24 protein-coding genes and 2 tRNA genes are annotated in these 23,276 nt (G+C 57.1%); 9 read left to right on the top strand and 17 right to left on the bottom strand.

Features of this window, described 5'->3' with window-relative positions; genetic code table 11:
- Nucleotides 1–233: 233 nt before the first annotated feature.
- The 3 genes from KVY02_RS12640 to gltX all read right to left on the bottom strand — a co-directional run bounded on the left by KVY02_RS12640 (nucleotide 234) and on the right by gltX (nucleotide 2,041).
- Nucleotides 234–309, bottom strand: a tRNA-Glu gene (locus KVY02_RS12640).
- A 47-nt stretch (nucleotides 310–356) separates the two neighbouring features.
- Nucleotides 357–432: transfer RNA gene (locus tag KVY02_RS12645), tRNA-Ala, on the bottom strand.
- 130 nt (nucleotides 433–562) lie between these two features.
- On the bottom strand, nucleotides 563–2,041 hold the full coding sequence (gene gltX, locus KVY02_RS12650) for a glutamate--tRNA ligase (protein ID WP_218313620.1): 1,479 nt from the start codon (nucleotides 2,039–2,041) through the stop codon (nucleotides 563–565).
- A 287-nt stretch (nucleotides 2,042–2,328) separates the two neighbouring features.
- Between gltX and KVY02_RS12655 the strand changes: the two genes are divergently transcribed.
- Nucleotides 2,329–2,853: a helix-turn-helix domain-containing protein gene (locus tag KVY02_RS12655; RefSeq protein WP_016914537.1), complete on the top strand. Its 525-nt coding sequence runs from the start codon at nucleotides 2,329–2,331 to the stop codon at nucleotides 2,851–2,853.
- Nucleotides 2,854–2,874: 21 nt separating this feature from the next.
- Here KVY02_RS12655 and KVY02_RS12660 read toward each other — a convergent pair whose 3' ends face one another.
- The 3 genes from KVY02_RS12660 to KVY02_RS12670 all read right to left on the bottom strand — a co-directional run bounded on the left by KVY02_RS12660 (nucleotide 2,875) and on the right by KVY02_RS12670 (nucleotide 4,432).
- On the bottom strand, nucleotides 2,875–3,450 hold the full coding sequence (locus KVY02_RS12660; protein WP_198517461.1) for a hypothetical protein: 576 nt from the start codon (nucleotides 3,448–3,450) through the stop codon (nucleotides 2,875–2,877).
- Nucleotides 3,451–3,770: 320 nt separating this feature from the next.
- Nucleotides 3,771–4,133: a helix-turn-helix domain-containing protein gene (locus tag KVY02_RS12665; RefSeq protein ID WP_039176367.1), complete on the bottom strand. Its 363-nt coding sequence runs from the start codon at nucleotides 4,131–4,133 to the stop codon at nucleotides 3,771–3,773.
- A gap of 38 nt (nucleotides 4,134–4,171) precedes the next feature.
- Nucleotides 4,172–4,432: a type II toxin-antitoxin system RelE/ParE family toxin gene (locus tag KVY02_RS12670; protein WP_371317379.1), complete on the bottom strand. Its 261-nt coding sequence runs from the start codon at nucleotides 4,430–4,432 to the stop codon at nucleotides 4,172–4,174.
- A gap of 78 nt (nucleotides 4,433–4,510) precedes the next feature.
- Here KVY02_RS12670 and KVY02_RS12675 point away from each other — a divergent pair, with 78 nt between their 5' ends.
- The 3 genes from KVY02_RS12675 to KVY02_RS12685 all read left to right on the top strand — a co-directional run bounded on the left by KVY02_RS12675 (nucleotide 4,511) and on the right by KVY02_RS12685 (nucleotide 5,624).
- On the top strand, nucleotides 4,511–4,867 hold the full coding sequence (locus KVY02_RS12675; protein ID WP_081137459.1) for a baseplate J/gp47 family protein: 357 nt from the start codon (nucleotides 4,511–4,513) through the stop codon (nucleotides 4,865–4,867).
- 117 nt (nucleotides 4,868–4,984) lie between these two features.
- Nucleotides 4,985–5,167 (top strand): type II toxin-antitoxin system HicA family toxin, encoded by a 183-nt coding sequence (locus tag KVY02_RS12680; protein ID WP_081137457.1) that lies wholly within the window; start codon nucleotides 4,985–4,987, stop codon nucleotides 5,165–5,167.
- 37 nt (nucleotides 5,168–5,204) lie between these two features.
- Nucleotides 5,205–5,624, top strand: coding sequence for a type II toxin-antitoxin system HicB family antitoxin (locus KVY02_RS12685; RefSeq protein WP_081137456.1), 420 nt, complete (start codon nucleotides 5,205–5,207; stop codon nucleotides 5,622–5,624).
- Between the two features lie 164 nt (nucleotides 5,625–5,788).
- Here the strand turns inward: KVY02_RS12685 and KVY02_RS12690 are convergent, their stop codons facing one another.
- Nucleotides 5,789–6,004: a hypothetical protein gene (locus KVY02_RS12690; RefSeq protein WP_081137454.1), complete on the bottom strand. Its 216-nt coding sequence runs from the start codon at nucleotides 6,002–6,004 to the stop codon at nucleotides 5,789–5,791.
- A gap of 603 nt (nucleotides 6,005–6,607) precedes the next feature.
- Between KVY02_RS12690 and KVY02_RS12695 the strand changes: the two genes are divergently transcribed.
- A complete protein-coding gene (locus KVY02_RS12695; protein WP_081137453.1) occupies nucleotides 6,608–7,549 on the top strand; it encodes a DNA cytosine methyltransferase in 942 nt (313 codons plus the stop codon).
- On the opposite strand, the gene KVY02_RS12700 is transcribed toward KVY02_RS12695, so the two are convergent.
- The 5 genes from KVY02_RS12700 to KVY02_RS18575 all read right to left on the bottom strand — a co-directional run bounded on the left by KVY02_RS12700 (nucleotide 7,546) and on the right by KVY02_RS18575 (nucleotide 11,727).
- Nucleotides 7,546–8,058 carry a hypothetical protein gene (locus KVY02_RS12700; RefSeq protein WP_218313621.1) on the bottom strand — a complete coding sequence of 171 codons (513 nt, stop codon included), beginning with the start codon at nucleotides 8,056–8,058 and terminating at the stop codon, nucleotides 7,546–7,548. The genes KVY02_RS12695 and KVY02_RS12700 overlap by 4 nt on opposite strands.
- 118 nt (nucleotides 8,059–8,176) lie before the next feature.
- Nucleotides 8,177–9,535: an IS1380 family transposase gene (locus tag KVY02_RS12705; RefSeq protein WP_218313622.1), complete on the bottom strand. Its 1,359-nt coding sequence runs from the start codon at nucleotides 9,533–9,535 to the stop codon at nucleotides 8,177–8,179.
- Nucleotides 9,536–9,622: 87 nt separating this feature from the next.
- Nucleotides 9,623–10,261, bottom strand: coding sequence for a hypothetical protein (locus tag KVY02_RS12710; RefSeq protein ID WP_218313623.1), 639 nt, complete (start codon nucleotides 10,259–10,261; stop codon nucleotides 9,623–9,625).
- Nucleotides 10,254–11,339, bottom strand: a complete 1,086-nt coding sequence (locus KVY02_RS12715; RefSeq protein ID WP_157808955.1) for a ParB N-terminal domain-containing protein — start codon at nucleotides 11,337–11,339, stop codon at nucleotides 10,254–10,256. Before KVY02_RS12715 ends, KVY02_RS12710 begins: the two co-directional genes overlap by 8 nt.
- A gap of 94 nt (nucleotides 11,340–11,433) precedes the next feature.
- Complete coding sequence (locus KVY02_RS18575) at nucleotides 11,434–11,727, bottom strand: helix-turn-helix transcriptional regulator (RefSeq protein WP_371317380.1); 294 nt, start codon at nucleotides 11,725–11,727, stop codon at nucleotides 11,434–11,436.
- Between the two features lie 121 nt (nucleotides 11,728–11,848).
- Here KVY02_RS18575 and KVY02_RS12725 point away from each other — a divergent pair, with 121 nt between their 5' ends.
- Nucleotides 11,849–11,989: a hypothetical protein gene (locus KVY02_RS12725; protein WP_016914551.1), complete on the top strand. Its 141-nt coding sequence runs from the start codon at nucleotides 11,849–11,851 to the stop codon at nucleotides 11,987–11,989.
- Nucleotides 11,990–12,257: 268 nt separating this feature from the next.
- On the top strand, nucleotides 12,258–13,310 hold the full coding sequence (gene dusA, locus KVY02_RS12730; protein WP_040460883.1) for a tRNA dihydrouridine(20/20a) synthase DusA: 1,053 nt from the start codon (nucleotides 12,258–12,260) through the stop codon (nucleotides 13,308–13,310).
- Nucleotides 13,311–13,375: 65 nt separating this feature from the next.
- Here the strand turns inward: dusA and KVY02_RS12735 are convergent, their stop codons facing one another.
- Together KVY02_RS12735 and KVY02_RS12740 are read right to left on the bottom strand one after the other, a co-directional pair.
- Nucleotides 13,376–14,827, bottom strand: a complete 1,452-nt coding sequence (locus tag KVY02_RS12735) for a catalase (RefSeq protein WP_218313625.1) — start codon at nucleotides 14,825–14,827, stop codon at nucleotides 13,376–13,378.
- A 186-nt stretch (nucleotides 14,828–15,013) separates the two neighbouring features.
- Nucleotides 15,014–16,045, bottom strand: coding sequence for a succinylglutamate desuccinylase/aspartoacylase family protein (locus KVY02_RS12740; RefSeq protein WP_100731161.1), 1,032 nt, complete (start codon nucleotides 16,043–16,045; stop codon nucleotides 15,014–15,016).
- 199 nt (nucleotides 16,046–16,244) lie between these two features.
- On the opposite strand from KVY02_RS12740, the gene KVY02_RS12745 reads away from it, so the two are divergent.
- Nucleotides 16,245–16,856 carry a TetR family transcriptional regulator gene (locus tag KVY02_RS12745; protein ID WP_218313626.1) on the top strand — a complete coding sequence of 204 codons (612 nt, stop codon included), beginning with the start codon at nucleotides 16,245–16,247 and terminating at the stop codon, nucleotides 16,854–16,856.
- A gap of 61 nt (nucleotides 16,857–16,917) precedes the next feature.
- Nucleotides 16,918–17,847 (top strand): alpha/beta fold hydrolase, encoded by a 930-nt coding sequence (locus tag KVY02_RS12750; protein WP_218313627.1) that lies wholly within the window; start codon nucleotides 16,918–16,920, stop codon nucleotides 17,845–17,847.
- 6 nt (nucleotides 17,848–17,853) lie between these two features.
- On the opposite strand, the gene KVY02_RS12755 is transcribed toward KVY02_RS12750, so the two are convergent.
- From KVY02_RS12755 to KVY02_RS12765, 3 genes are all read right to left on the bottom strand, one after another.
- The gene (locus KVY02_RS12755; protein ID WP_218313628.1) at nucleotides 17,854–18,528 is read right to left on the bottom strand and encodes a hypothetical protein; all 675 of its coding nucleotides are present in this window, start codon (nucleotides 18,526–18,528) and stop codon (nucleotides 17,854–17,856) included.
- A 220-nt stretch (nucleotides 18,529–18,748) separates the two neighbouring features.
- A complete protein-coding gene (locus tag KVY02_RS12760; protein WP_218313629.1) occupies nucleotides 18,749–21,937 on the bottom strand; it encodes an efflux RND transporter permease subunit in 3,189 nt (1,062 codons plus the stop codon).
- Nucleotides 21,937–23,217: an efflux RND transporter periplasmic adaptor subunit gene (locus KVY02_RS12765; RefSeq protein WP_218313630.1), complete on the bottom strand. Its 1,281-nt coding sequence runs from the start codon at nucleotides 23,215–23,217 to the stop codon at nucleotides 21,937–21,939. The genes KVY02_RS12760 and KVY02_RS12765 overlap by 1 nt, the downstream gene beginning before the upstream one ends.
- Nucleotides 23,218–23,276 lie beyond the last annotated feature (59 nt).

Raw genomic sequence — 23,276 nt, forward strand, 5'->3', positions numbered from 1 at the left:
GCCATTGATTTAAAAGAGATTAAGCTAAGACGCTGATTTTTTATGTCATATTCACGAGGCTGTGCACAACCCTTTACCCAGACGAGCAAAAGTGGACAAGTCAAGCACAATATTGACAAAAAAAGCGATAAATTGGCTAAAACGCCAAACAGGAAGCAGCCGAAAAGGCAACGCGACATTGGGTTGCTATCGAGACTTTTTGAAGGGGGAAAATACAAAAAACCAGAAGAAGGTGGCGTCCCATAGGGGGTTCGAACCCCTGTTCCCGCCGTGAAAGGGCGGTGTCCTGGACCACTAGACGAATGGGACGTATCTACCTTTTTACATCATGGTACATCGTTAGCATGGGCTAATGATGGTGGAGCCTAGCGGGATCGAACCGCTGACCTCAACACTGCCAGTGTTGCGCTCTCCCAGCTGAGCTAAGGCCCCACGTGTCGTGAAGACGGAGCGTATATTACTGATTACGCTCGCCTTCGTCAACCCTGTTTTCGCAAGAAGCGTCAAATATCTCGCTCGCCGCTCATCTGACGCTCCCTGCCCCTCTGTACAGGTCGAGTATTTACAGGTCGCGGAACTCTTTTTCGAAGCGTTTCGCCTGCTTTTTCGATACGCCACCCAATAACTCGATGGCGTGGCGCAAGCGAGCCCGCGTCACGTCCGACCCGAGAATCGCCATGGCGTCCATGACGGACGTGCTGGAAGCACTGCCCGTAATGGCAATGAACACCGGCGCCAGAAACGCCTTCATCTTCAGCTCGAAGTGTTCTGCCAGGTGTTTGACTTCCGTCAGCAGCGCTTCCTTGTGCCAGGCATTGACGGCTTCGAAGCGCCACACCAAAAATTGCAGCAGCTTCACCAGCTCTTCGTCTTCCAGCTTGATAGCGTCGAAATCCTGCTTTTCCAACGGGGGCAGCCCAGAGAAGAAGTGGCCCGCCAGCGGAATCACCTGCGAGAGCGTCTCGACCCGCGGGCGAACCTGGGGCAGGATCTGCTTGACATAGGCATCGTTGAACGCCCACTCGCGCAGCGCCTGCAGCAACGCGTCATCATCCAGGTCTTCACGAATATAAACGCCGTTCAGCCAGGTCAGCTTCTCCAGGTCGAATACCGGCCCACCCAGCGATACCCGCTGAATGTCGAACTCAGCCATCATTTCGCTCAGGCTGAACTTTTCGCGTTCGTCCGGCATCGACCACCCCATCCGCCCCAGATAGTTGGTGACGGCCTGAGGCAGAAAGCCCATGCGACGATAATAGTTGATCGAGGTCGGGTTCTTGCGCTTGGAGAGCTTCGACTTGTCCGGGTTGCGCAGCAGCGGCATGTGGCAGAGCTGGGGCATTTCCCAACCGAAGTAGTCGTAGAGCAGCTGGTGCTTGGGTGCCGAGTTGATCCACTCTTCGCCACGCAGCACATGGGTGATGCCCATCAAATGGTCATCGACCACGTTGGCCAGGTGATAGGTGGGCATACCATCGGACTTCATCAGGATTTGCGCGTCCACCTGCGCCCACTCCACCTCGATTCTGCCGCGCAGCATGTCGCTGACCACGCAGACGCCTTCACTGGGCACGTTCATGCGGATGACATACGGCCAGCCTTCCTGCTCACGACGCGCCTGCTCGGCGGCATCCAGCGCCAGGTCTGCAGGCTTCAGGGCCAGATGCAGGCCTGCTTCCTTGCGGGATTCACGCAGCTCGTCCAGCTCTTCACTGGTGCGGTAGCACTTGAAGGCATGGCCTGCATCCAAAAGCTGCTGCGCATACTGAGCGTAGATCTCGCCGCGCTCGCTTTGACGGTAAGGGCCATGCGGGCCGCCTACATCAGGGCCTTCGTCCCATTCGAGCCCCAGCCACCGTAACGAATCGAGAATCATCTGTTCTGATTCAGGGGTAGAACGCACCCGATCGGTATCTTCAATGCGCAAGATGAACTGACCACCGTGCTGACGGGCAAAGCAGAGGTTGAACAGCGCAATGTAGGCCGTGCCTACGTGCGGGTCCCCAGTGGGGGAAGGCGCAATACGAGTACGTACGGTCATCAATCTATCCTTGTGGCGGTAAATGCATCTCCACATTATACGCGCCCCAGCTATATCCAACAGCACCCGCAGGGGAACGAGTTTACCTCAAAAGCGTCATAACCCAAGCTCAATGTCCACGGTGTGAAAGATGCGCGTTAAAGCACAATCGCTTAGTATGGTGTAGTACCCATGATTCGTGTTCATGTATGCGAACGATTCTCATCGTTTACAGCGTGTTCTGAGCGCCACCGAATAGGTGGAAGTACACTTAACGAGCTGATTTAGCTCATCGATAGGAAGATGAAATGGAATCGCTAGGCTCACGTATCAAGCAATTGAGGCTTAGGGCCAAGCTCAACAAAGCTGCCCTAGCACGTAAAGTTGGCGTGTCGGATGTCACCATTTCTTATTGGGAATCTGGGGCAATCAAACAGATCGGCCATGAACGCCTGGTGGCGCTCGCGGACGCACTGGATTGCTCGCTAGCTACCCTATTGGAAGGAGACAGCGCGCCACAACTGCTCACCCTGAACCATACTGGTCCCCTCCCCTGGGAACAGGTTCAGGCCACTGCTATCACCGTGCCGCATCACCTGCCGTTGAAGATCGACTGGAAAGCACCTTGCGTGATGGTGACACCTGCCAAGGAAGCAGATTTTTCACCAGCGTCGGCGGGAGACCTGCTGCTCCTCGGCCCGACACACGTGTTCCACAAGGCTGGGCATTACCTGGTACAACGGGATGATCAATACGTCATTGAGCACTATACAAAAGCGCCCAATAGCACGTCGATCCATGCCGTTCTGCTTGCCCACTGGTGTGCTGCCTAAAGCATCTTTACCTCCCCGTCCCTAATTGTCCTCAAACACGTCCACCTGGTCGCGCGTTCGTCTTGGTTCACTGCCTATCAAGAGACGCCGCGAGTAGGTGGCCACCTGACCCAACCCATGGCGGGACTGGCTGACCAGCTCTCCCGCCAAATGCTCACCCAGATCACCAATCCGTGCCCGCACGCTGGCTGGCTGAACAGCGGCTTCGGAAAGCTGTACTCGCACCACGTAACCGCCATCCGGCAACCCACTTCCCGTACCCAGCGGCCCGACTTCGAACTGCCCTTCCCTGACTTGAGTACGTGCCTGCCAGCGCACTCGGCTCAGCTCACGCTCGACCACGACCTGTACCTGGGCTCCATCCGGCAAGTTGGTCTGGCCCGCAATCATCAATCGGCGATCAGAGAGTAGTTGAGCAGAGGTCGACACCTCCACCTCCAGCGGCTCGATAGGCTCGGCTTCCGCTACTGGCTCGGCCGCGGCGGTCTCTTCCGCCTGGACCGTCTCTGTCGGCGCCTCCTCTTCAGGACCACTGCAGCCCTGCAACATCAATGCACCCAGCAGAGCGGCTCCTGCGTAACCTAGCGCTTTCCCCATCACCACGTCTTCCCCTTGTTATTGGCGGATACCTACCATACCGCCTTTGACCACAAAAAACGCAAAGTGATGCAAGCATTTACCCAATATCAGACCAGGCTTGAGAAGTGCTTTGAAGGACACGCGGAATTGTTGGGGTTATGGATATCGACATCGCTTCGTCCCTTTGCAAAAGCCACCCCATCGAACGCCTTCGCGCGCGTCGCCGCCAGAAGCCACCACCCACCAGCGCGGCCTGAAAGATCGCGTCACCCGCGACCGCCCCCGCGTCGAGTACGCCCAGCGGGTGCGGCTCATCTATCGTAGGGAAAGAGGGATGGCTAGGTAAGGTCGCTCAGTTCAACCTCTAAAGCAGTCGCAATACGGGTCAGCACACTCAACGAGCCGCTTTTTTTCCCTGACTCTATTTCGGAAAGGTACCCTTGGCTGATCCCTGCTTTTTCCGCCAGCTCACCTGCACGTAGTCCACGGTATTCGCGGTACACCTTCACGGGTGCCACGCCATCCAGCAGCGCATCCACAACCGCCACAGGAAATGACTCTTCACCACGCGCCACCACCGCGTTGGCAGCGTCAATATCGTCCTGGTCTTCCAGCCGCGCAAGCAACGCTTGGTACTCCTGCTCAGGCAGAACCACTAACCGCTCGCCCGTGGGCGTTTGAATAATTTGAGGTATGCTCATGCAGCCTCCTGTAAATTGTCTGGTGCGTTATGGGCACTTTATTGATAAACGCCGCCACGGGCACCGATGTTAATAATGTCGAGTACATCGCCATGCTCGTCGATGATCACCCGCCAGTCGCCTACCCGCAGCCGAATATAATCGCTCCCCTTCAAGGCCTTCACATTGTTGCGCTGGCTTTCCGGGTCTTCCGCATAGGCCTTGATTTTGCCTTGTATGCGCTTCGACTCAGGTCGCGGCATTCGCTGCAACACCTTCAACGCGCTTTTACGGTAAGTGATCGTTTTCATTACCACCATTATAGCTAACAGCGAATTAGCAGCAAAAAATTTTAGCTTTTAGCTAAAAAACATCCATCATTCCCGCCAGCCTATTCGGTGTCACTAACCCCACGCTCGGTGGCCAGCCCGGAATCCGTGGAGGTCGTGCTTACCATTCTCTTCCGCGAAGCCGATGGCCAACCCAGCAAAGCGTTGCTGGACGCCGTTCGCAAGCGCGTCGATGAACGCCGCCCGCTGACGGATCGCCTCACCGTGCAAGCCGCCACCCTGCTGCCGTTCAGCATCACGACGATGCTGGCCCTGCGCATCGGCCCCGACCTACTGCCCGAAACACCGCTCACGCTCGCAGGCTTCAAGCCCCAGATCGACGCCACGGCCTGGCTGGTGAGCGAGGTCGCGCACAATTTCACGGAGCAGGGGTATACCTGCAGCATTCGTATGGAGAGGCGGTAGCGGTACACAAACCATTGGCTCTCTGAACAGCAAACAGGGTTGTTGGGGTTATAAATTTTGACAGGCTCACATTGCAGGGTTATAGTAACCCCATGTTCAACGACAAAGGGGCAGGAGGTGAACAGCAGAGTACTGATCAAGGAACTGGAAGCGGATGGATGGACATTACTCAGAGTCAAAGGCAGCCACCACCACTTCAGGCACCCGACCAAACCCGGCACCATCACCGTGCCACATCCGAAAAAGGATCTGAAAACGGGATTGGTCAAAGGAATCAGGAAAAGCGCTGGCCTCGAATGAGGCTGGCCACTGCTGCCCCCACTGATAGAGGTGAGCCATGTTATTTCCCATTGCCATTGAACGCGGCGACGAACAACACGCCTATGGCGTCATCGTGCCCGACCTGCCCGGCTGCCACTCCGCAGGCGACACCTTCGAAGAGGCCCTGGCCAACGCCAAAGAAGCCATCGATGGCTGGCTGGAAGTGGCCGTTGAATACGGCGATCCCATCCCCGAAGCCACGTCCATCGAACACCACATGGACAATCCCGACTTCACTGGCTGGATCTGGGCCGTCGTCGATATAGACGTCACCCCGTACCTGGGCAAAAGCCACAAGATCAACGTCACCCTGCCCGACCTCCTGGTCAAACAGATCGACGACTTCGTCGCCCGCCACCCCGGCGACAAAACCCGCTCTGGCTTTCTCTCCCGCGTCGCCATGGCCGAACTGGCCAGGAACAAACAAGCCAGCTAAGCCCCAAACAAAAACCCCCAGCCATTCCATGGCTGGGGATATCGGTGCCGCATCCTTCTGACGAGGCGGAGTCCGTCCCGCGTGCTTCCAAGCGACTGATTTATCATCTCAAAAAATCATCCAGGCAGCTGTAAGCCATCGCTGATTCTTGTGTAAGAAATTGTCTACACCGCCCAACACCGCGCCTGCCTCACCACCACCCCACGAAACTGCGTCGCCGTGATAAAGCACCCTTCCCCACCCAAAGGCGGCAACAAGCGGCAGCGGCTGCCCACGTGGTGGGTTTTGAAGAGCCAATACTCGCCCTCTACCTCCGCCACCACCAAATCGGCGTGGCCATAAGAGCGCGCTTCGTCCACCACCAGCACGTCGCCCTCCATCCATGGCCCACCTGGGGCACGTCGTCGTTGATCTCCACCAGAAAGCAGGCCGGCGGAATTTTTCGCCGATCTATCTCTGCTACCTCCGGGTGCTCCACACCCACCACGGCAGTCCCTAGGTAGGTCACTCGCATGCTGTTGCCCTGTGCTAGCTCCACATTTGGCGACGTGCCATGGCATTGGCACGTCACGCCCCTAACGCCTTATACTGTATAAGAAACCAGCCATTGACAAGGGTTATGGAAAGGCACTTTCAGCCAATAAGATGTGGGCACCATGGATGTACTGCTCGGGCAGATAGTAAAAGGCAAGGCACGGCACACTTGGGCCTACCGGAAAAAAGACTCCTGGAGCCTACGCTGTGCGAACCGTAGCCACGACGCACTGGGATCTGATGAAGGCGTATACGGATGAGAAGGCAGCAAAATGAGCGCTGACCACATCATTGGTGAGGCACTCAAATGGCGTGAAATAACGCTACGACGCAAGAACGCAATGAAGAAATAACGCACAGGGGGTGTGCCAACGCCATCAGGGAGCGTTAGAATCCCACCTTCTCGAATATCACCATCCCGTGAGGGAGCTAAGGTTTAGGACAACATCATGCCAACAGCAGTGTCACTTTTCTCAGGTTGCGGGGGCTCCGACGCTGGTATCATCAATGCTGGCTTTGATGTGCTGATGGCCAACGATGTGTTGGCCTATGCAAAGGCAGTTTATGAGCACAACCACCCAGAGACTGACTACCGCCTTGGAAGCATAAGTGGAATAGAACATTTCCCTGATGCTGAGTTACTGGTGGGCTGCTACCCATGCCAAGGGTTTAGCCAAGGCGGCGTGCGTGATGCTGGTCGCCAAATCAACACCCTTTATCTCGAATTTGCCCGTGCCCTGTACCAAATCAAGCCAAAAGCGTTCATCGTTGAAAATGTCTCTGGCATGGTGCGTAAGAATTACGCCCACCTGCTTCAGGATCAGCTTCGCGTGTTCACTGAGGCTGGCTATAACGTGTCATTCCAAGTGCTTAACTCAGCAGATTTTGGCGTTGCCCAGGAGCGAAAGAGAATTTTCATCGTCGGGCTTCGTGACGATTTTGGAATTGAGTACGAATTCCCCCAGCCGACCCACGGCGTTGTAGGCGGGCAAGCTAAAGCCACCATAGAAGACGCCATTGGCGGTATGCCTGAGTGGCCGGAAGGTGAGTTTTACGATCTCGATTTTCATTGGTACTACCTCTCCAGAAACCGCCGGAACGGCTGGAAAGAACAGTCAAAAACGATCGTTGCCAACCCGCGCCACATGCCACTGCACCCGATGAGCCCTCCATTGGAGAAGCTTGAGCATAACGTGTGGCGTTTCATACATGATGGACCCGCTCGCCGATTTAGTTATCGCGAAGCAGCCAAGTTACAGGGATTTGGAAATCTTGTTTTCCCGGAACATAAATCGGGCAGCATGAGCATGCGCTATAAAGTTGTAGGAAACGCTGTGCCACCGCCCCTTTTTGAGGCAGTAGCACGGGCTCTACCAAACATTTGGTATTAATAAAAAGAAGTTTCAAGGGCTTCTTGAATTGTTTCTGACTTCATAATTTCCCTAACATTAATTTCGTATTGCTTAGCAATTTTGATAATACGAAAGCGATCAACAACAATAGCTCTAGCAAAGTCTGAATATTTCAACCAGTCCTTCCCGTCATTTGTAAGCATAGATTGGGGCATAAAATAATAAGAAGCCCATTCATACCCTACTTTCAGGTGTAGCGCTAATTTACCAGGGGATGCTTCTAACATTTTCATGCCAAATTCTTCAGCCGTGCAACCACACTGAGCAAAGGCCATAGGGACTAAATTGCGGTCATCGGACATTGGGTGCCACGCCACTAAATCCAACCCACCATCACCTCGATCACGTTCATTAAAATGCGACCGTTTAGTATCTCCTGAATCCGTGAAGCCGGCGCCGACACTTTCCCTATCACCGCCAGCGAGCACTTTTTGATCATTCGCCCCGTGCAAGTTGGCTTTCGCAAGCCCGTTATTGCCAAAACCCACCGTGCTGATCGGTGCTGACGGCCCGTTTTGTCATGCCTTTCCACCCGCCAGGCACGACATATCTGGCGATCACGTGTCGCCTGGAACTGCTTGTGGATAGAGTGTCGCCGATTGACGGTCAGCATGGCGTTCCTCGTGGATAACGCAGTCGGCTCCGCAGCGTCTTGAGCACCGTCATGCGCCCGATATCCTGCCCGAAGTCGAGGATGATCTGCCGTGCCTTGTGAATCACGAGAGCCGCACGGTGCACCAACTCTTGTAGCACGGTGCGCAGCCGGCGCCGCTTGGCCGGGTGGCGAACCGGGCTCAGCTCGCCGGTCATGCCCAGCTGTCCCATCAGGCGCAGGATGTTGTAGGCCAACTGGGCGAGATGCAGGATCAGATCGTTGGTGGCGAACTTGCCGGACGGCAAGCGCTCCAGGTCGAGATCGGTCTTGATCTCGCTGTGAAACTGCTCATGGGTGGCATGCGCCTGGTAGCGCTTGATCACCGCCTCCGGCGCCTCGTCCAGGCTGGTCCACCAGCCTTCCAACTCATAGTCCGGTTCGAGCAGCAACTGGCCATCGCGATCGGCGGTGCGCTCTACCAGGCGCATCACGCGTTGGACGACGTATTCGGTCTTGTTGTCGTCGTGGATCGAGACGGTCTGCGTCCACAGCGCCTGGCGCTTGCCAGGACGCAGCTCTTCCCAGTAGTCCGCCGCCACCGCCAGCCAGGTATCTCGATCAGCCGTGGCCGAGCCGCGCGGGTTCCATTTGACGACATAGTCGAGCCGGCGCCCCTCGTCGGCAAAGACCTGGCGTTGCTGTTCGAGAAGCGCCAGGTGCGCCTGGCTGTCGAAGCCGCTGTCCTCGCGTAACAGGATCGGTTGCCTGGTCAGGCATTGGGCGCGAGGCAGTACCCGCTCGAAGGCGTTGCTCTCCTTCATGGTGTGCTGCTTGCCAGGCCGCAGTTCCAGACCCAGGCACCACCCTTCGTTGCCCAGATAGGCGGCGATCGGGGTGTAGCCATCGACCTTCTGGTAGGTCCGCGAGACGCCTTCCTTCTTCGAGTTGCTGTTGTCCATGACGAAGGTGTCGATGTCCAGGCAGACGTGCGTCGTCTCGGCGGTGATCGGTGCTTCGATCAGTGACAGCAGGGTCGTGGACCAGGTGGCGGTGCGCGCCTGCAGGTCGTTGGCGGCAAGTTTCTCCAGCCGCTGTCGCAGCGTCGCCGCGCTCGGCACCTTCTGCAGGGTCAGCAGTTGTTGGAAGGGCTTGTCGCGGCGGAAGTTCTCGACAGCGTCATAGTCGCTCATGCCCAGACACAGCAGGCCCAGGTAGCTCTTGATCACGTCACTGGTGCGCATGCCCAGCGTGGTGGGGAAGCGGCTGTCGATGCTGTCGACGCCAGCGATCTCGAAGCATTGCCCGATGATGGACAGCCCGGCGTGGCTGGTGAGGGTGCGGCGACTGGCGCGGAACTTTATGTTGGGCATGGCACTGTCTGGGTGAATGGCGATAATGGCTATATTGCCATGCAGGTCAGTGGGTTAGAAGTGCTTCTGAGGGCCGGTCTCACGGATTCAGGTATCTAACTTCCCCCAAACATCTTGTGCAAGAAGTGAAAGTTTATCGTACAAGTGGCCTTCATACCTACTTGACTTGTCTTTACCGAATTGATGTACCACCCAGCCATCTGGCATTAAGCATTTGAATATGGCATAACTAATTTCTTCAAATGGGCCCGTTAGCTCATGACGACGAGAGCGTGGGCAATAGCGTAGCGCAGAAGATATTAAAAGTTGCAAATAAAAATAATGCCAATCATTCAGCTCTTGCCTTAGGTGAATTGACTGGAGTTCTTCATCGAAATAAAAGGGGTAAAGCTCATCGCCATAATGCCTCAGCCTACTCTGTAAATGTACAAAACGCTCGTAAGTTTTCTGTTGCAAACGATCATTTTTAGCTGGAGTAGATTGATACATATCATCATGTTGAAAATCATCAACTTTAATACCTAAATCATAGGCATATTCCTCATCTGAAATATCATCCGCGTCATCTCTCGTATCTGTCATCTCTTCCTGTGTTTCCATCAAATCAGAGCGAGAAAAAGCTTTATCAGGATGAACTAAGCAGCGAAGTTCAATATAGTCACTCCATACAAATACGTCAGGCAGCCTTGGTAAAGAATCTAATTTTGTCAGGATACCATTATTCATCATCTAATCGCCCTTGAATAACCAAACGAATACTTTTTGTTAATTCGAAAATATTTTGAATTTCTTCGTAGTGGCTTTTATCGAGCTCTTTGACCGCGGGCAAAGTTTCATAAGCCAAACTTAACCGCTTTTTTGCCGCTTCAAGCATTTGTGAAAAAGCAACTTGCGGCCCTTCAGTCATAAGAAAGGCTTCATTTAAATCTCCTTTCTTTTTTAGATTCAAAACTGCATCCTGATTGGCCACAACAGCTGCAAGGTCTTTAAGCTTCCTTGAATCAGAGACAATAGTATTTCCCTGTTGATCTTGGGAATATATCCAAGAAAACACGTCCTTGAGTCTATCTTTTTCCACATGCTCACACTGGGTATCAACTTTGCTATCAAGACCAATATAATCTGAAATATTTCTATAACCAATAGCAGTAGTTAACAGTGTAAATTCGATACTTTTTTCATTAATGCCCGGCAAATTGAAAAACTCACTATCTTTCGCCTTATCATATAATTCAAGACCCGTAAGCATAGTTCCAACATAGTCAGATCTACTGCCTATCTCCTTAGCGAGCATTTTGAGTTGCTCATCTTCTGGCTCATTGGCATATATATCTTCTCTTAATTGTTTTAAGTATCTAGCTTTAGCAAGCGGCCCCCAAGCTTTTATCCCAGTAATGTGGCGAAAACCCAAATATCTTAAGATATCTTTTCTCTCTGAAAAAATTATACACGGCACTTTATTAGGTTTTTCGGACGCATCGTCTATTATTGAAACAACACTTTTAAGTCTTTTTGGAGTTTCAAGCTCTCCGTTGAGGAGTTTCAAAGCAGCTAAGCGGCGATTACCTTCAACGACATAATAATCATCACTACTTGGCACCTGCGCCACCAGTAATGGCTCACCTTCAAAGTAGCCTTGAACCCCCACGCTTTGCATAATCTCTGCAACACGCTCATCTCGAATCATCTTCTCTAAGATGACGCTGTCTGCTCCAGACGAAACCTCTCTAGGAAACCTAGGGTTTTCTGGATCAAACAATAACTCACTTGTATATAATTCTTTTGAATAAGGATATTTGGCCATATCGCACCCCAAATTAAAATTCATGCATTAATAGGCTGTTAATAATTATTCATATCAGTAATAAGAAATGCTTTTCTACCAATACGCTGTAAACTCAAACCACCCGCCCAATCCGAACCACACACCGCCCCAAGATTTCCACATCGTGCATATCCTGCGGCTTGATCATTTCCGGCTGGTAATGGTCGTTATCGCTAATCAGATACAGCGCCCCGCCCGCCAGTCGCTGTACCCGCTTAATCCGCCGCTCACCAGCAGCAAGAACACCCCTTCCTACTTCGGGTCGCGGTTGCTGCGATCCACCAGCACCCAGTCGCCATCGGCCAAGGTGCCGTCCATCGAATCGCTGCACGTTGACGAGCCCTTCCTTCAGCGTAAGCTGGCACATGTGCGCGAGCGCTGCGGGTTAAATTACATCGTTTTTGATATTTAGAGCCTAACCCATGAACCCTAATAACACCATTAACCCTAAGCTGAATTATGCCACGTGAGGCTGCCAGCAGCCCATGATGGCCCAGCTCAACAAGCGCGCATGTGCCGAGATGAAGCGGATTCAACAGCTTGAAGTGCTTTACAGGGCGGCCCCTGCTCGCCTGCTGATGTTGCGCGGTATTGCACAGGGCAAACAAGACATCCTCTCCACCGGATAGCACGGTGATGAAATCCTCGACCTGGCCTGCCCACTTCTAAGCCCGAGTGTTGGTGCTGCACGTTTTACTCTGTGAGGGATGGCCTTTCTTCCGTACAATAGTCCGCCACCCCCCTTGCCGCTTCTGAAAACTCGCTATTGGTGTACCACGATTTTTGGAAAGTGGGCGTTCTCCGCCACTAGGTACACTGGCGGTACACTGAGGGCGGTTTTTAACGGTATCAGGTGGCAACATATGTGTATATTCATACAGTTACAGAATTTATTAAATGACTGATTTCATTAGCAACAACAGTGCCGACAGGGGTAGGTTGTTTTCTGTTGCCCCCATGATGGACTGGACCACAAGAGACTACCGTGCGTTTGCTCGCACCTTGACCAGGCGTGCACTGCTGTATACCGAGATGGTGACCACCGGTGCGGTGCTGCACGGCTCCCCGCGTGAGCGCTTTTTGGGGTACAGCGAGGTGGAGCATCCGATTGCCCTGCAGTTGGGGGGCAGCGATGCGGGAGAGTTGGCGGAGTGTGCTGCGATTGCTGAGGCGTGGGGGTATGACGAGGTCAACCTGAACGTGGGCTGCCCCAGTGACCGAGTGCAGAACAACATGATTGGCGCCTGCCTGATGGGCCACCCCGAAAAAGTGGCCGCCGCAGTCAAGGCCATGCAGGCGGCGGTGTCGATTCCGGTGACGGTGAAATGCCGTATTGGTATTGATGACCAGGATGAAGACGCCGATTTGGCGCGGTTCATTGATATCGTGGCTTCGGCAGGCTGCAGCGTGTTTACCGTTCACGCCCGCAAAGCCTGGCTACAGGGGTTATCCCCGAAAGAGAACCGTGACATTCCACCGCTGAACTACCCTCGGGTGCATCGCTTGAAGCAGAGCCACCCCGAGCTGCACATTGGCATCAACGGCGGGATTAAAACCCTGGCCGAGTGCCAGGCGCAGCTGGAGCACGTGGACAGCGTGATGGTAGGCCGCGAGGCGTACCAGAACCCGTGGCTACTGGCCGGTGTCGATGAGCAGCTGTTTGGTGAGCCCGGCCCAACCCGCACGCGCCTGGAGGCGGCCACGGCCTTCCGCCCCTATATTCAGCAGCGCCTGGATGAGGGCGCCAAACTGAATCATATTACGCGGCATTTGCTGGGGCTGTTCCAGGGCTGCCCGGGCGGGCGCCGGTTCCGCCGTCACCTGTCGGAACACGCCCATAAAGAGGGTGCGGGGTTACGCTTGTTCGATGACGCGCTCGGCCTGGTGCGCGAGCCGGAGACCGATACACCGCCAGTGGAAGAGCAAGCAACAAAACAGCCCGTGGCCTGACGGCCAACGGGCTGCTCAAAGCAAACGCCCAGCGAGCTGATCGCTGGGCGTTTTCGTTCAAGAGGCTACTGTTCGCGAACGCCTTGCTCGATACGCTCTCCCACCTCCTGGTCGATATTGCGCCAATACTCAAACGCCCGGGCCAATACCGGTTCAGAGACGCCGCCCGAGAGATGCCCGACCACATTGGATACCAGCCGCTCACGCTGGGCGTCGTCCATCACGTCGCGCACCAGCGCGTGGGCCTGGCCCCAGTCATCGTCATCTTTTCTGAGCGTGTAGGCCGTCCGTATGAACTGGCCGTCGGTCGACCACACGGCGTCTTCCGGGAAGCGCTGCCCATCTGCCTTGGGGCCACCCTTGCTGTTGGGTGCATAGGTAGGGTCGGTGGCGTGACGAATACGCATTGCGCCCCCTTGGCCATAGCTGTACACCGGGCATTTGGGCGTATTGACCGGAATGTGCTTGTAGTTCACCCCCAGCCGAGCACGGTGCGCGTCGGCATAGGAGATCGCCCTTGCCAGCAGCATCTTGTCCGGCGACAGCCCCGTCCCCGGCACCATGCTGTTGGGCTCGAAAGCGGCCTGCTCGATTTCACTGTGGAAATCAGTGGGGTTCCTGTCCAGCGTCAGCTTGCCCACCTCGATCAGCGGATAGTCGTCATGGGGCCAGATCTTGGTCAGATCGAAAGGGTTGATGCGGTAGGTTTTGGCATCTTCGAAGGGCATGATCTGCATCTTCAAAGTCCAGGTAGGGTGATCCCCCCGCTGAATGGCTTCGAAGAGGTCGCGACGGTGGTAGTCGGCATCGCTACCGGCCATCTGGTCGGCCTGCTCCTGGGTCATGCACTTGATGCCCTGGTCGGTCTTGAAGTGATACTTCACCCAAAACCGCTCGCCTGCCTCATTGACCCACATATAGGTATGGCTGGAATAGCCGTTCATGTGCCGCCACGTGGCAGGCACGCCCCGGTCTCCCATCAGCCATGCCACCTGGTGGGCCGACTCGGGCACCAGCGTCCAGAAATCCCACTGCATGTCGTGGTCTCGCAGGCCGTTGTCAGCCCGACGTTTCTGGGAGTGAATGAAGTGCTGAAACTTCATCGGGTCGCGAACGAAAAACACGGGGGTGTTGTTACCCACCATGTCGAAGTTACCTTCTTCGGTGTAGAACTTGATGGAAAACCCGCGGGGATCCCGCCAAGTGTCTGGGCTTCCGCTCTCGCCTGCCACGGTCGAGAAGCGGATCAGCACATCGGTCTTCTTGCCCGGCTGTAGAAAGCCTGCCTTGGTGTACTGGCTGACATCCTGAGTCACTTCAAAATGACCAAACGCCCCGCTGCCTTTGGCATGGGGCTGACGGTCAGGAATCATTTCACGGTTGAAGGCCGCCATCTGCTCCATCAGATAGTGGTCATGCATGACGATGGGACCATCGGCCCCGACCGAAAGCGAGTGCTCGTCGCTGGCAACCGGAATACCGGCTTCATTGGTGGTGGGGTGCTGGTGGCTACTCATGGCGCTTCCTCCTTGTCACATTCGACCAGACGCCGTTGCGTCGTTGGAAATGGCCCACAGCGCACGAGGCTTTCGCCTTTGCGCTGGCTGGCTCCCCCACAGGTATAGTCAACAAGCAGGCATATCGCCATCCATGGCGCCTTAACGTTGGCTATTGAAGCGATCAATATTTGCTATCAAAAAAGCTCAATACAGGGAGTCGGGAGGCGGTTCCAGGCTGGATTGAAAGCTTTCGATGGCCGTCTCGGCTTCTTCTATCTCATCGAAACGAGCGATGTGATAAAGCGCTTCGCCTTCATTGGCCAGCGGCAGGCGGCTCATGCCAATCACGATGCCATCGGCCATGGCCAGCACTTCGCCCTCATCATTGCCGAAGGGGTCCGCTACCTTGCCCAGCACTTCGCCCTTGGCCACGCGCGCCCCCAGGCGCACCTGGGGCCGTAAAATGCCATCGATAGGCGCACGCGCCCAACTGGAGCCATTGGCCAGCTCGGCGGGGGCGGGGGTACGGCGGCGCTGCTCGCCACTCAGCATGCCCAAGCGGCGCATGACTCTGAGGATGCCTTTGACGCCAGGCGCAATCGCCCACTCATCGAAACGCAATGCCTCACCGGCTTCATAGGTCAGCACGGGAATGCCCAGGTTCTGCGCGTAGTGGCGCAGGCTGCCTTCCCGCAGTTCGGCATTCAGAATGACCGGGGCCCCAAAGGCATCGGCCATGCGCTCGGTTTCGCTGCCAGGGGTCAACTGCGCACGAATTTGCGGCAGGTTGGTGCGATGAATCGCCCCCGTGTGCAGGTCGATGATATGCGTCGCATGATCGACGATCTCATCTCTGAACAGCGCGGCGATACGCCCCCCCAGCGAGCCCTTTTCGCTGCCTGGAAAGCAGCGGTTCAAGTCGCGGCGGTCGGGCAGGTAGCGGGTCTGCTGCAAGAAACCGAAGACATTGACCACCGGCACGGCAATCAGCGTTCCGCGCAGGCTGTTGATGGACTTCGAGCGCAGTACGCGCCGCACGATTTCCACGCCGTTGATTTCATCCCCATGAATACCGCCACAGACCAGCATGACCGGCCCCTCCTTGCGGCCATGCACCACCTCGACGGGAATATGCAGCGGTGTGTGGGTGTAGAGGCGTGCCACCGGCACATCGATCTGTGACCGCTGGCCGGGCAACACCTCATGCCCGGCTAGCGTAAAAGGCGCTCGCCCCATGACAACTCCTCGATCAAGCATCGTGCAGTAGCTAAAAGGTTGGAAAACCTGTTGTCTGACAACTCTATTTAGCATTATCCGACATCTTTGTTAACGCACGCCATGAAGTTCTGCGATTAACCATACACTTTTGAATGTAAAAAACCGACGAGTTCATATAAAATACGCCGCATACGTGTCGAGAGTGAGGTGAGGTTCCATGGCAAGAAAAACCAAAGCGGAGGCTGCGGCAACGCGCGAAGCGCTGCTGGATGCGGCTGAAGAGGTGTTTTTCGAAAAAGGCGTTGCTCGCACCTCGCTTGAGCAGATTGCCCGCCATGCGGGGCTGACCCGCGGCGCCGTCTATTGGCACTTCAAGAACAAGGGCGATCTGTTCATGGCACTGGTGGAGCGGGTGCACATGCCCTTCCAGTCATTGATCGATGAAGTCAATAACGCCGACCCACACGTCTCGCCGCTGGAATCCATTCGCCTGGCCTGCCACGCGGGCTTGCAGCGTATCGAACAACCTTCCCATCAGCGTATTCTGTCGATCCTGCTCCATCGCTGTGAATTCTTCAGCGATATCAACCCCATTGCCATGCAGGATGAAATCGGCGAAGAGTGCTTCGACGAAATGCTGCCGGTGTTCCAACTGGCCCAGCAACAGCAGGATATGCGCGAAGATATCAGCCCGGAAACGGCCACCCGCCTGATGCAGTGTACGCTCGGCGGCCTGTTTCATGATTGGCTGCGCACACCCGATGCTTTTTCTGTCTCCGAGCGCGGCGCAGAAATCATCGATACGCTGATCCGCATGATGCGCAAGTAAACGCTCTACTGCACCGCAGCATTGCATCTATACTACAGGCACCACATGACAGGAGCCGTGTATGGATGCCTTGGAGTTTGTACGCGTACGTGAGCTGGAGATTGCGGTTCGCATCTGGAACCCTGACGCCAAACGAACCCTGATTGCCTGGCACGGGCTGGCTCGCCACGGCGGTGATTTTGCCGCCCTGGCCCGCCAGCTAGGCAGCGAATGGCGCGTACTGGCCCCGGACACCCCAGGGCGCGGCCTATCGAGCTGGTCGCTGTTTCCCGCCCATGACTACCTTTACAGCCACTATGTCACCGTTGCCATCGCGCTGCTGGATCACTACCAGTTGGAGCAGGTGGACTGGCTGGGCACCTCCATGGGAGGGCTGCTTGGTATGCTGATCGCCGCCGACGAGCAACACGCAGCACGCATTGCGCGTCTGGTCCTCAATGACGTTGGGCCTGAACTCGACAAGGAAGGGCTGATTGCGCTGTCGAGCTACTTTGGCGTCACCCACCGTTTCAACAACTTTGCCAACCTGCAGGCTGAACTGATCAAGCACTATGCCAGCTTCGGCATCACCAGCGAGGCGGAGTGGCGCGAGCTGGCGCTCAATAGCGCACGACGCCTGCCCGATGGCAGTTGGACCTACCACTTCGACCCCCGCATAGGCGAGCAGTTTATCCACGACACCCCCCGGGATACCTGGGCCGACTGGGCGAAGATTCGCTGCCCGCTCATGGTCATTCGCGGTGAAACGTCGGCTCTGCTGGCCGCCGAGACGCTGCCCAAAATGGCCGAGTCACAGCCATCGTTGGTGACCATGACCGTGCCGGGCTGCGGGCATGCGCCGATGCTCAACGACGCCCAGCAGGTCAAGCCCATACAGCGCTTTCTGACGACTCCGTTAGCCGCGCCGTCCACGGCGACACCTGCCCAGCCAGCTGGCACGTTCAGCCAGTGGCTGGCAGATGTGTGGCGCTACCTGAGAGGCGGTAGATAGGGCTGGTTACGTCGGGTAGCCGTTGGGGTGATGCTTGTGCTGCAAACGCAGCCTGTTGAGGCGTACCCGCGTATCCAGGTAGTCCTGCTCCATGACGCTGCGGTAGGCCCCTTCACTGGCCAGATATTTGACCAATACCCGGTGCTCACCCGGCTGGGGGCAATCCCCCGCCTTGCAATGCAAGCGCACCACGCTGTCCGGCTCATTGAGCAATCGAGCAGTGGCACCGCCCTGCTGGTCTCGCTCGATCACCACCGCGGTAGCGCCCAGCAGGCAACGGCGCTGGAACGGCGCGTAGCGATGCAGCCCACGCTGCAGGGCGTGACACACGGCGGCCGCCAGCGGCGAAGCAACGGCAAAGGAAGCCCACAGCACCAGCACGCCCACGGGCACTCTCAGCATGCCCAGCGGTAGCCAGCGTAGCACCAGTAGTTCGACGGCCAGCGAGATGGCGCCTGCCAGAAGAATGAGCAGGCTCAGCGCCAGCGAGGCCGGCACGCCTGCAAACCCCAGCGAGACGAGCGTGCTCGCCATGTGGTCATCGCGCAGGCTATCGCGTTCGAACAGCTCCAACGGCGCCAATCGCAACAACACCAGCAGCCAATAGAGCGTGCCCAGCACCAGCAACAGGGCAAAGACGATGGTTGGAAACTGCAGAGCAGCAGACATGAAGGTTTGCATGGCGTGTTCTCCTCCGGGCAAGCTGCCCGGTCTTGTTCTCGCCTGAGCCTATTGTCGACCATTATTGTGCTACTCAGGCTAAAACGATGGTCACTTTCAGCTTAGCTCATCTTAGCCATGTCAGTAGCTCGGGCATTGACCCGTATCAGCCTTTGGCCTGACACCCACAAAAAACGGGCACCCCGTGGGGTACCCGTCTGGTGGATCGCTGGCGATCAGGTCAGGTCTGATCGTGACCCAGCGCCGCCTGCTCATCCTCCTTGCGTTCAGGATGACGCTTGCGGTAGAGCCAGTCAGAAACAGTGGCAATCATGGCGTAGAAGCTGGGAATGAACAGGCTGCCCAGAATAGCGACAGACGCCATGCCCACGGCCACCGTGGTGCCGATATGGTGGCTACTGACATCACTGGCCCCGGTGGCCAGGGCCAGCGGCAGCGTACCAAAGATGAACGCCAGCGAGGTCATGACGATGGGCCGGAAGCGCAGCTCGGCCGCCGTGATCGCGGCTTCACGAATCGTCTTGCCCTGCTCTTTACGCTGCAGCTCGGCAAACTCGACGATCAGGATCGCGTTCTTGGCCGCCAGCCCCACGACCACCAGCATACCGATTTGCACGTAGACACTGGTATCCAGCCCGCGCAGCACGATACCGCCAATCCCCCCGAGGAAGGCAAACGGAGTGGCCGTCAAGACCGCCAGCGGCAAGGACCAGCTCTCGTACTGGGCCGCCAGGATCAGGAACACCATCAGGATACCGAACACGATGGCCAGCATGGCGGTATTGCCCAGGTTGGCCTCCTGATACGCGGTACCGGTCCAGCCCATGCCCCAGTTCGGCCCCAGCGTTTCCAGCACGACTTCTTCCATGGCCGCGATGGCTTGCGCCGAGCTGTAGCCCGGAGCCGCCCCGCCCTGGAACTGCGCCCCGATGTACACCCCGAAGCGTGACACCACCGAAGGCCCTACCTGGCGCTCCAGCGTCACGAACTCGGATAACGGGATGCGCTCACCGTTGCCGCCCCGCACGTAGACATTGTTGATGTCTTCGGGGGTCTTGCGGAACTCGTCCTCGTTCTGCAGATACACCTGGAAGTTACGGTTCTGGTAGCTGAAGAAGTTGACGAAGCCATTACCAAAGGTATTGGAAAGTGCCGAAGAGATATTCTCCAGGGCCACGCCGTAGCTCAACGCCTTCTGCTGGTCGATCTCCGCCCGGAACGAGGGAACGTTCATGTTGAACGTGGAGAATACTTGATTCAGCGCAGGGTGCTGGTTCGCCGCCCCCATGATCTGCAGCGATGCTTCATACAGCTCACGGGGCGATGCGCCGTCGAAGGATTGCAGGTAGCCGGTGAAGCCCCCAGTGGTCGACAGCCCCATGATGGGCGGCACGTTGAAGGCCATGGCCGAACCACCGTCGATGCTGGCACCCAGCTGCATGATACGGCCCACCAGCTCGTTGGCGGTCAGGTCGCGCTCCGACCAGGGCTGCATGTTGACGAAAATGATCCCGCGTGCGGTGTTCACCGCGCTGGAGAGAATGTCATACCCCGCCACCGCCGAGGAGTACTGCACGCCGGGGATATCTTCAATGGCAGCACTTAGCTCGGCCATGTAGTTCTGGGTACGATCCAGCGAGGCAGCGTCCGGCAGCGACACGCTGACCAGCACGATCCCCTGGTCCGTTTCGGGCACCAGCGTGGAGGGCGTATTGGCATACAGCCAGTAAGAGCCCGCCCCTACCGCCACGGTCAGCGCCAGCGCCAGCACCCAGAAGCGCACCAGCTTCTTCACGAACCACATGTAGAGCGCCGTGAAGCCTGCGAAGAAACGATCGAACAGGCGCAGCGGCGTGGTAATCGCACGCTTGAAAGCGGACTGACGGGTCTTGTGCAGGTTGTGCTTGATGAAGATCGCGGACAGCGCCGGGGTGAAGGTCAGTGCCATCAGCGCCGACAACGCCACCGAGATCGCCACAGTAATCGCGAACTGCTGGTAGATCTGGCCCGTGAAGCCGCCCATGAAGGCCACCGGCACGAACACCGCCGCCATGATCAGCGACGTGGCGATGACCGGCCCACCGACCTCTTTCATGGCGCGAATGGTGGCATCGCGAACGCTGATATCGTCCTCTTCGCTGAGCACCCGCTCGACGTTCTCCACCACCAGAATCGCGTCATCCACCACGATACCGATCGACAGCACCAGCGCGAACAGCGTCAACAGGTTGATCGAGAAGTCGAACAGGTAGAAGCCGGCAAAGGTACCAATCACCGAGACCGGCACCACCGACATGGCGATGACCGTAAAGCGCCAGTTCTGCAGGAAGATGAACAGAATCACGATAACGATCAGGAACGCTTCGATGAACGTCTTGAGCACCGTCTCGACAGACGCATCGATGAACAGCGTCGTATCGTAAGGCGTCACGTACTCGAGCCCCGGCGGGAAGCGTTCAGCCAGCTCTTCCATGGTCGCCCGAACCGAGTTGGCCGTTTCCAGCGCGTTGGCGCCCGGCTGCTGGTTGATGATGATGGGCGTCATGGTCGCGCCGTTCAATCGCGCATCCACACCGTAGAAAGAGGCGCCCAGCTCGATCCGTGCCACGTCTTCCAGGCGCAGCGAAGAACCATCAGCATTGGTGCGCAGGAAGATATTGCGGAAATCATCCGGGCTGGAAAGACGCCCGCCAGCGGTAATGGTGTAGGTATAAGCACGCGGCTCGCTCTGGGGCGTCGCGGCAAGACTACCGGCCGGAATTTCGGTGTTCTGAGCGCGAATGGCACTGGCCACTTCGCTCGGGGTCAGGTCGTACTGGGCCAGCTTGTCGGGATCCATCCAGATCCGCATGGCAAACTCGCCGCCCCCCAGCACCTCGGCATTGCCCACCCCAGGCACCTGGCGCAGCTCATCGAGAATGTTGAGGGTGGCATAGTTCTGCATGTAAACATTGTTGTAGTCACCGCTGGGCGAGGTCAGCGCGACCAGCATCAGAATGGAGTCGGAACGCAGCTCCACGGTGACACCCTGAGACTGAACGGCCTCTGGCAACTGGGACAAGGCCCCCTGCACGCGGTTGTTGACGTTGATGGTGTTGATATCACCATCGGTGCCGATGTTGAACGCCACGCTCAGGCTCATCAGGCCGTTGTCGGCGCTGTTGGAGGTCATGTACAGCATATCCTCCACGCCGTTGATGGCTTCCGCCAGGGGCGCGGCCACGGTCTGTGCCACGGTCTCCGCATCGGCACCGGGGAACTGCGCCTGTACCGAGACCGTGGGCGGCACCACGCTGGGATACTGCTCGATGGGCAGTATCCGCATCGCCATCGCACCTACCAGCGTCAGGATAATCGCCAGCACCGTGGCGAATATCGGACGACTGATAAAGAAGTTAGAGAAATTCATTATTGAGCACCCTCTTCCCCTTCCGCGGGCGCATCACCGGCGCCTTCGGACATCTCGGCAGCCGCTTCGGCCTGCTCCTGCTGCTCCTGCGCTTCGGCTTCTTCCACGTCATCGACCAGCTGTTCTGCATCGCCATCGAAACGCACCGGGTCGATCACCATGCCCGGCTCGAGACCCGCCGGGTCGCCCACCACGACGCGCTCGCCAGGTTCCAGGCCATCCACGATGATCTGCCAGGGGCCAGCCACATCGCCCAGTTGAACCGTCCGCTCACGCGCCTTGCTCTCGTCATCCAGTACGAAGACACGAGGGCCCATCAGCCCTTGGGTAACGGCAATTTCAGGCACCGCGATGACGTCGAACCGCTTGAGGCCTTCGAGGCGGACGCGCACGAACTGGCCAGGCAACACATCACCATTGGGGTTGTCGAACGTGGCCGAGGCTTGCACCGTACTGGTACCGGTATCCACGCGGGAACCGAGGTAGTTCAAGCGTCCCGCCAGCTCACCCCCAGCGCTACCCGCTAACCCGGGCACGCTGAGATGGGCGGTAATGGAGGACATGTCACCGGCGCTTGCGGCCAACTGGCGACGCAGCTCGAAGGCATCGCGCTGGGGTAGCTGAAAGCGCACTTCCAGCGGATCCAGAGGCGTGATGGTGGCCAGCTCAGTGCCTGACGTGACCAGGTTGCCCACGTTGACTTGGCTCAAGCTGATCATGCCCGAAACGGGCGCGGTGACGTTGGAGTAGCCCAGGTCCAGATTGGCACTGGTGAGCGCGGCTTCCGCTTGTGCCACGCTGGCCTGCGCGACCCGCTGCTCTGCCAGCGCCTGGTCGTACTGCTGGCGGCTGACCGAGTTCTGGCTCAGCAGCTGCTCGAAACGCTGCGCATCCCGCTGGGCGCGTGCCAGCTCTGCCCGGGCGCTCTGCAGGTCTGCTTCACGCTGGTTCACCGTGGCCTGGTACAAGTCCGGCTCGATGGTGTAGAGGCGATCTCCCTCCTCGACCATTTGCCCGGGTTCGAAATGCCGCTCTTCCAGAAAGCCGTTGACCCGCGCCACCAGCGTGACTTCACTATCGCTACGCAGCAGTGAAGGGTAGGACTTGTTGAGCGGAATGTCCTGACGGCTTACTTCAGCGACTTCCACCGCGTGGGGCCGCGCTTCCTGCTGCTGGCCCTGCGGCTCCTGGGATGGCTGTTCCTGGCCACAGGCGGTCAGCGCCAGCACGGCGATCAGCGTCACCAGGCTCGCCCGGGTGGAGTGCATCACTCTTTTCATGCGTCGAATTCCCATTCATTTTTTCTGTACGTTGACGGATCGCAGGCGTGCCCCCACTG

Source organism: Halomonas sp. 18071143 (genome assembly GCF_019211725.1).
Lineage (GTDB): Bacteria > Pseudomonadota > Gammaproteobacteria > Pseudomonadales > Halomonadaceae > Vreelandella > Vreelandella stevensii.

Bases quoted from the DNA above. Each gene is read 5' to 3' on its own strand.
- KVY02_RS12765 (WP_218313630.1), bottom strand. From the start codon at position 23,217: ATGAAAAGAGTGATGCACTCCACCCGGGCGAGCCTGGTGACGCTGATC.
- KVY02_RS12665 (WP_039176367.1), bottom strand. From the start codon at position 4,133: ATGAGCATACCTCAAATTATTCAAACGCCCACGGGCGAGCGGTTAGTG.
- dusA (WP_040460883.1), top strand. From the start codon at position 12,258: ATGACTGATTTCATTAGCAACAACAGTGCCGACAGGGGTAGGTTGTTT.
- KVY02_RS12740 (WP_100731161.1), bottom strand. From the start codon at position 16,045: ATGGGGCGAGCGCCTTTTACGCTAGCCGGGCATGAGGTGTTGCCCGGC.
- KVY02_RS12750 (WP_218313627.1), top strand. From the start codon at position 16,918: ATGGATGCCTTGGAGTTTGTACGCGTACGTGAGCTGGAGATTGCGGTT.
- KVY02_RS12760 (WP_218313629.1), bottom strand. From the start codon at position 21,937: ATGAATTTCTCTAACTTCTTTATCAGTCGTCCGATATTCGCCACGGTG.
- KVY02_RS12690 (WP_081137454.1), bottom strand. From the start codon at position 6,004: ATGGAGGGCGACGTGCTGGTGGTGGACGAAGCGCGCTCTTATGGCCAC.
- KVY02_RS12745 (WP_218313626.1), top strand. From the start codon at position 16,245: ATGGCAAGAAAAACCAAAGCGGAGGCTGCGGCAACGCGCGAAGCGCTG.
- KVY02_RS12735 (WP_218313625.1), bottom strand. From the start codon at position 14,827: ATGAGTAGCCACCAGCACCCCACCACCAATGAAGCCGGTATTCCGGTT.
- gltX (WP_218313620.1), bottom strand. From the start codon at position 2,041: ATGACCGTACGTACTCGTATTGCGCCTTCCCCCACTGGGGACCCGCAC.
- KVY02_RS12655 (WP_016914537.1), top strand. From the start codon at position 2,329: ATGGAATCGCTAGGCTCACGTATCAAGCAATTGAGGCTTAGGGCCAAG.
- KVY02_RS12685 (WP_081137456.1), top strand. From the start codon at position 5,205: ATGTTATTTCCCATTGCCATTGAACGCGGCGACGAACAACACGCCTAT.
- KVY02_RS12695 (WP_081137453.1), top strand. From the start codon at position 6,608: ATGCCAACAGCAGTGTCACTTTTCTCAGGTTGCGGGGGCTCCGACGCT.
- KVY02_RS12710 (WP_218313623.1), bottom strand. From the start codon at position 10,261: ATGAATAATGGTATCCTGACAAAATTAGATTCTTTACCAAGGCTGCCT.
- KVY02_RS12660 (WP_198517461.1), bottom strand. From the start codon at position 3,450: ATGGGGAAAGCGCTAGGTTACGCAGGAGCCGCTCTGCTGGGTGCATTG.
- KVY02_RS12755 (WP_218313628.1), bottom strand. From the start codon at position 18,528: ATGCAAACCTTCATGTCTGCTGCTCTGCAGTTTCCAACCATCGTCTTT.
- KVY02_RS12705 (WP_218313622.1), bottom strand. From the start codon at position 9,535: ATGCCCAACATAAAGTTCCGCGCCAGTCGCCGCACCCTCACCAGCCAC.
- KVY02_RS12715 (WP_157808955.1), bottom strand. From the start codon at position 11,339: ATGGCCAAATATCCTTATTCAAAAGAATTATATACAAGTGAGTTATTG.
- KVY02_RS12670 (WP_371317379.1), bottom strand. From the start codon at position 4,432: ATGGTGGTAATGAAAACGATCACTTACCGTAAAAGCGCGTTGAAGGTG.
- KVY02_RS12725 (WP_016914551.1), top strand. From the start codon at position 11,849: ATGGCCCAGCTCAACAAGCGCGCATGTGCCGAGATGAAGCGGATTCAA.
- KVY02_RS18575 (WP_371317380.1), bottom strand. From the start codon at position 11,727: ATGTGCCAGCTTACGCTGAAGGAAGGGCTCGTCAACGTGCAGCGATTC.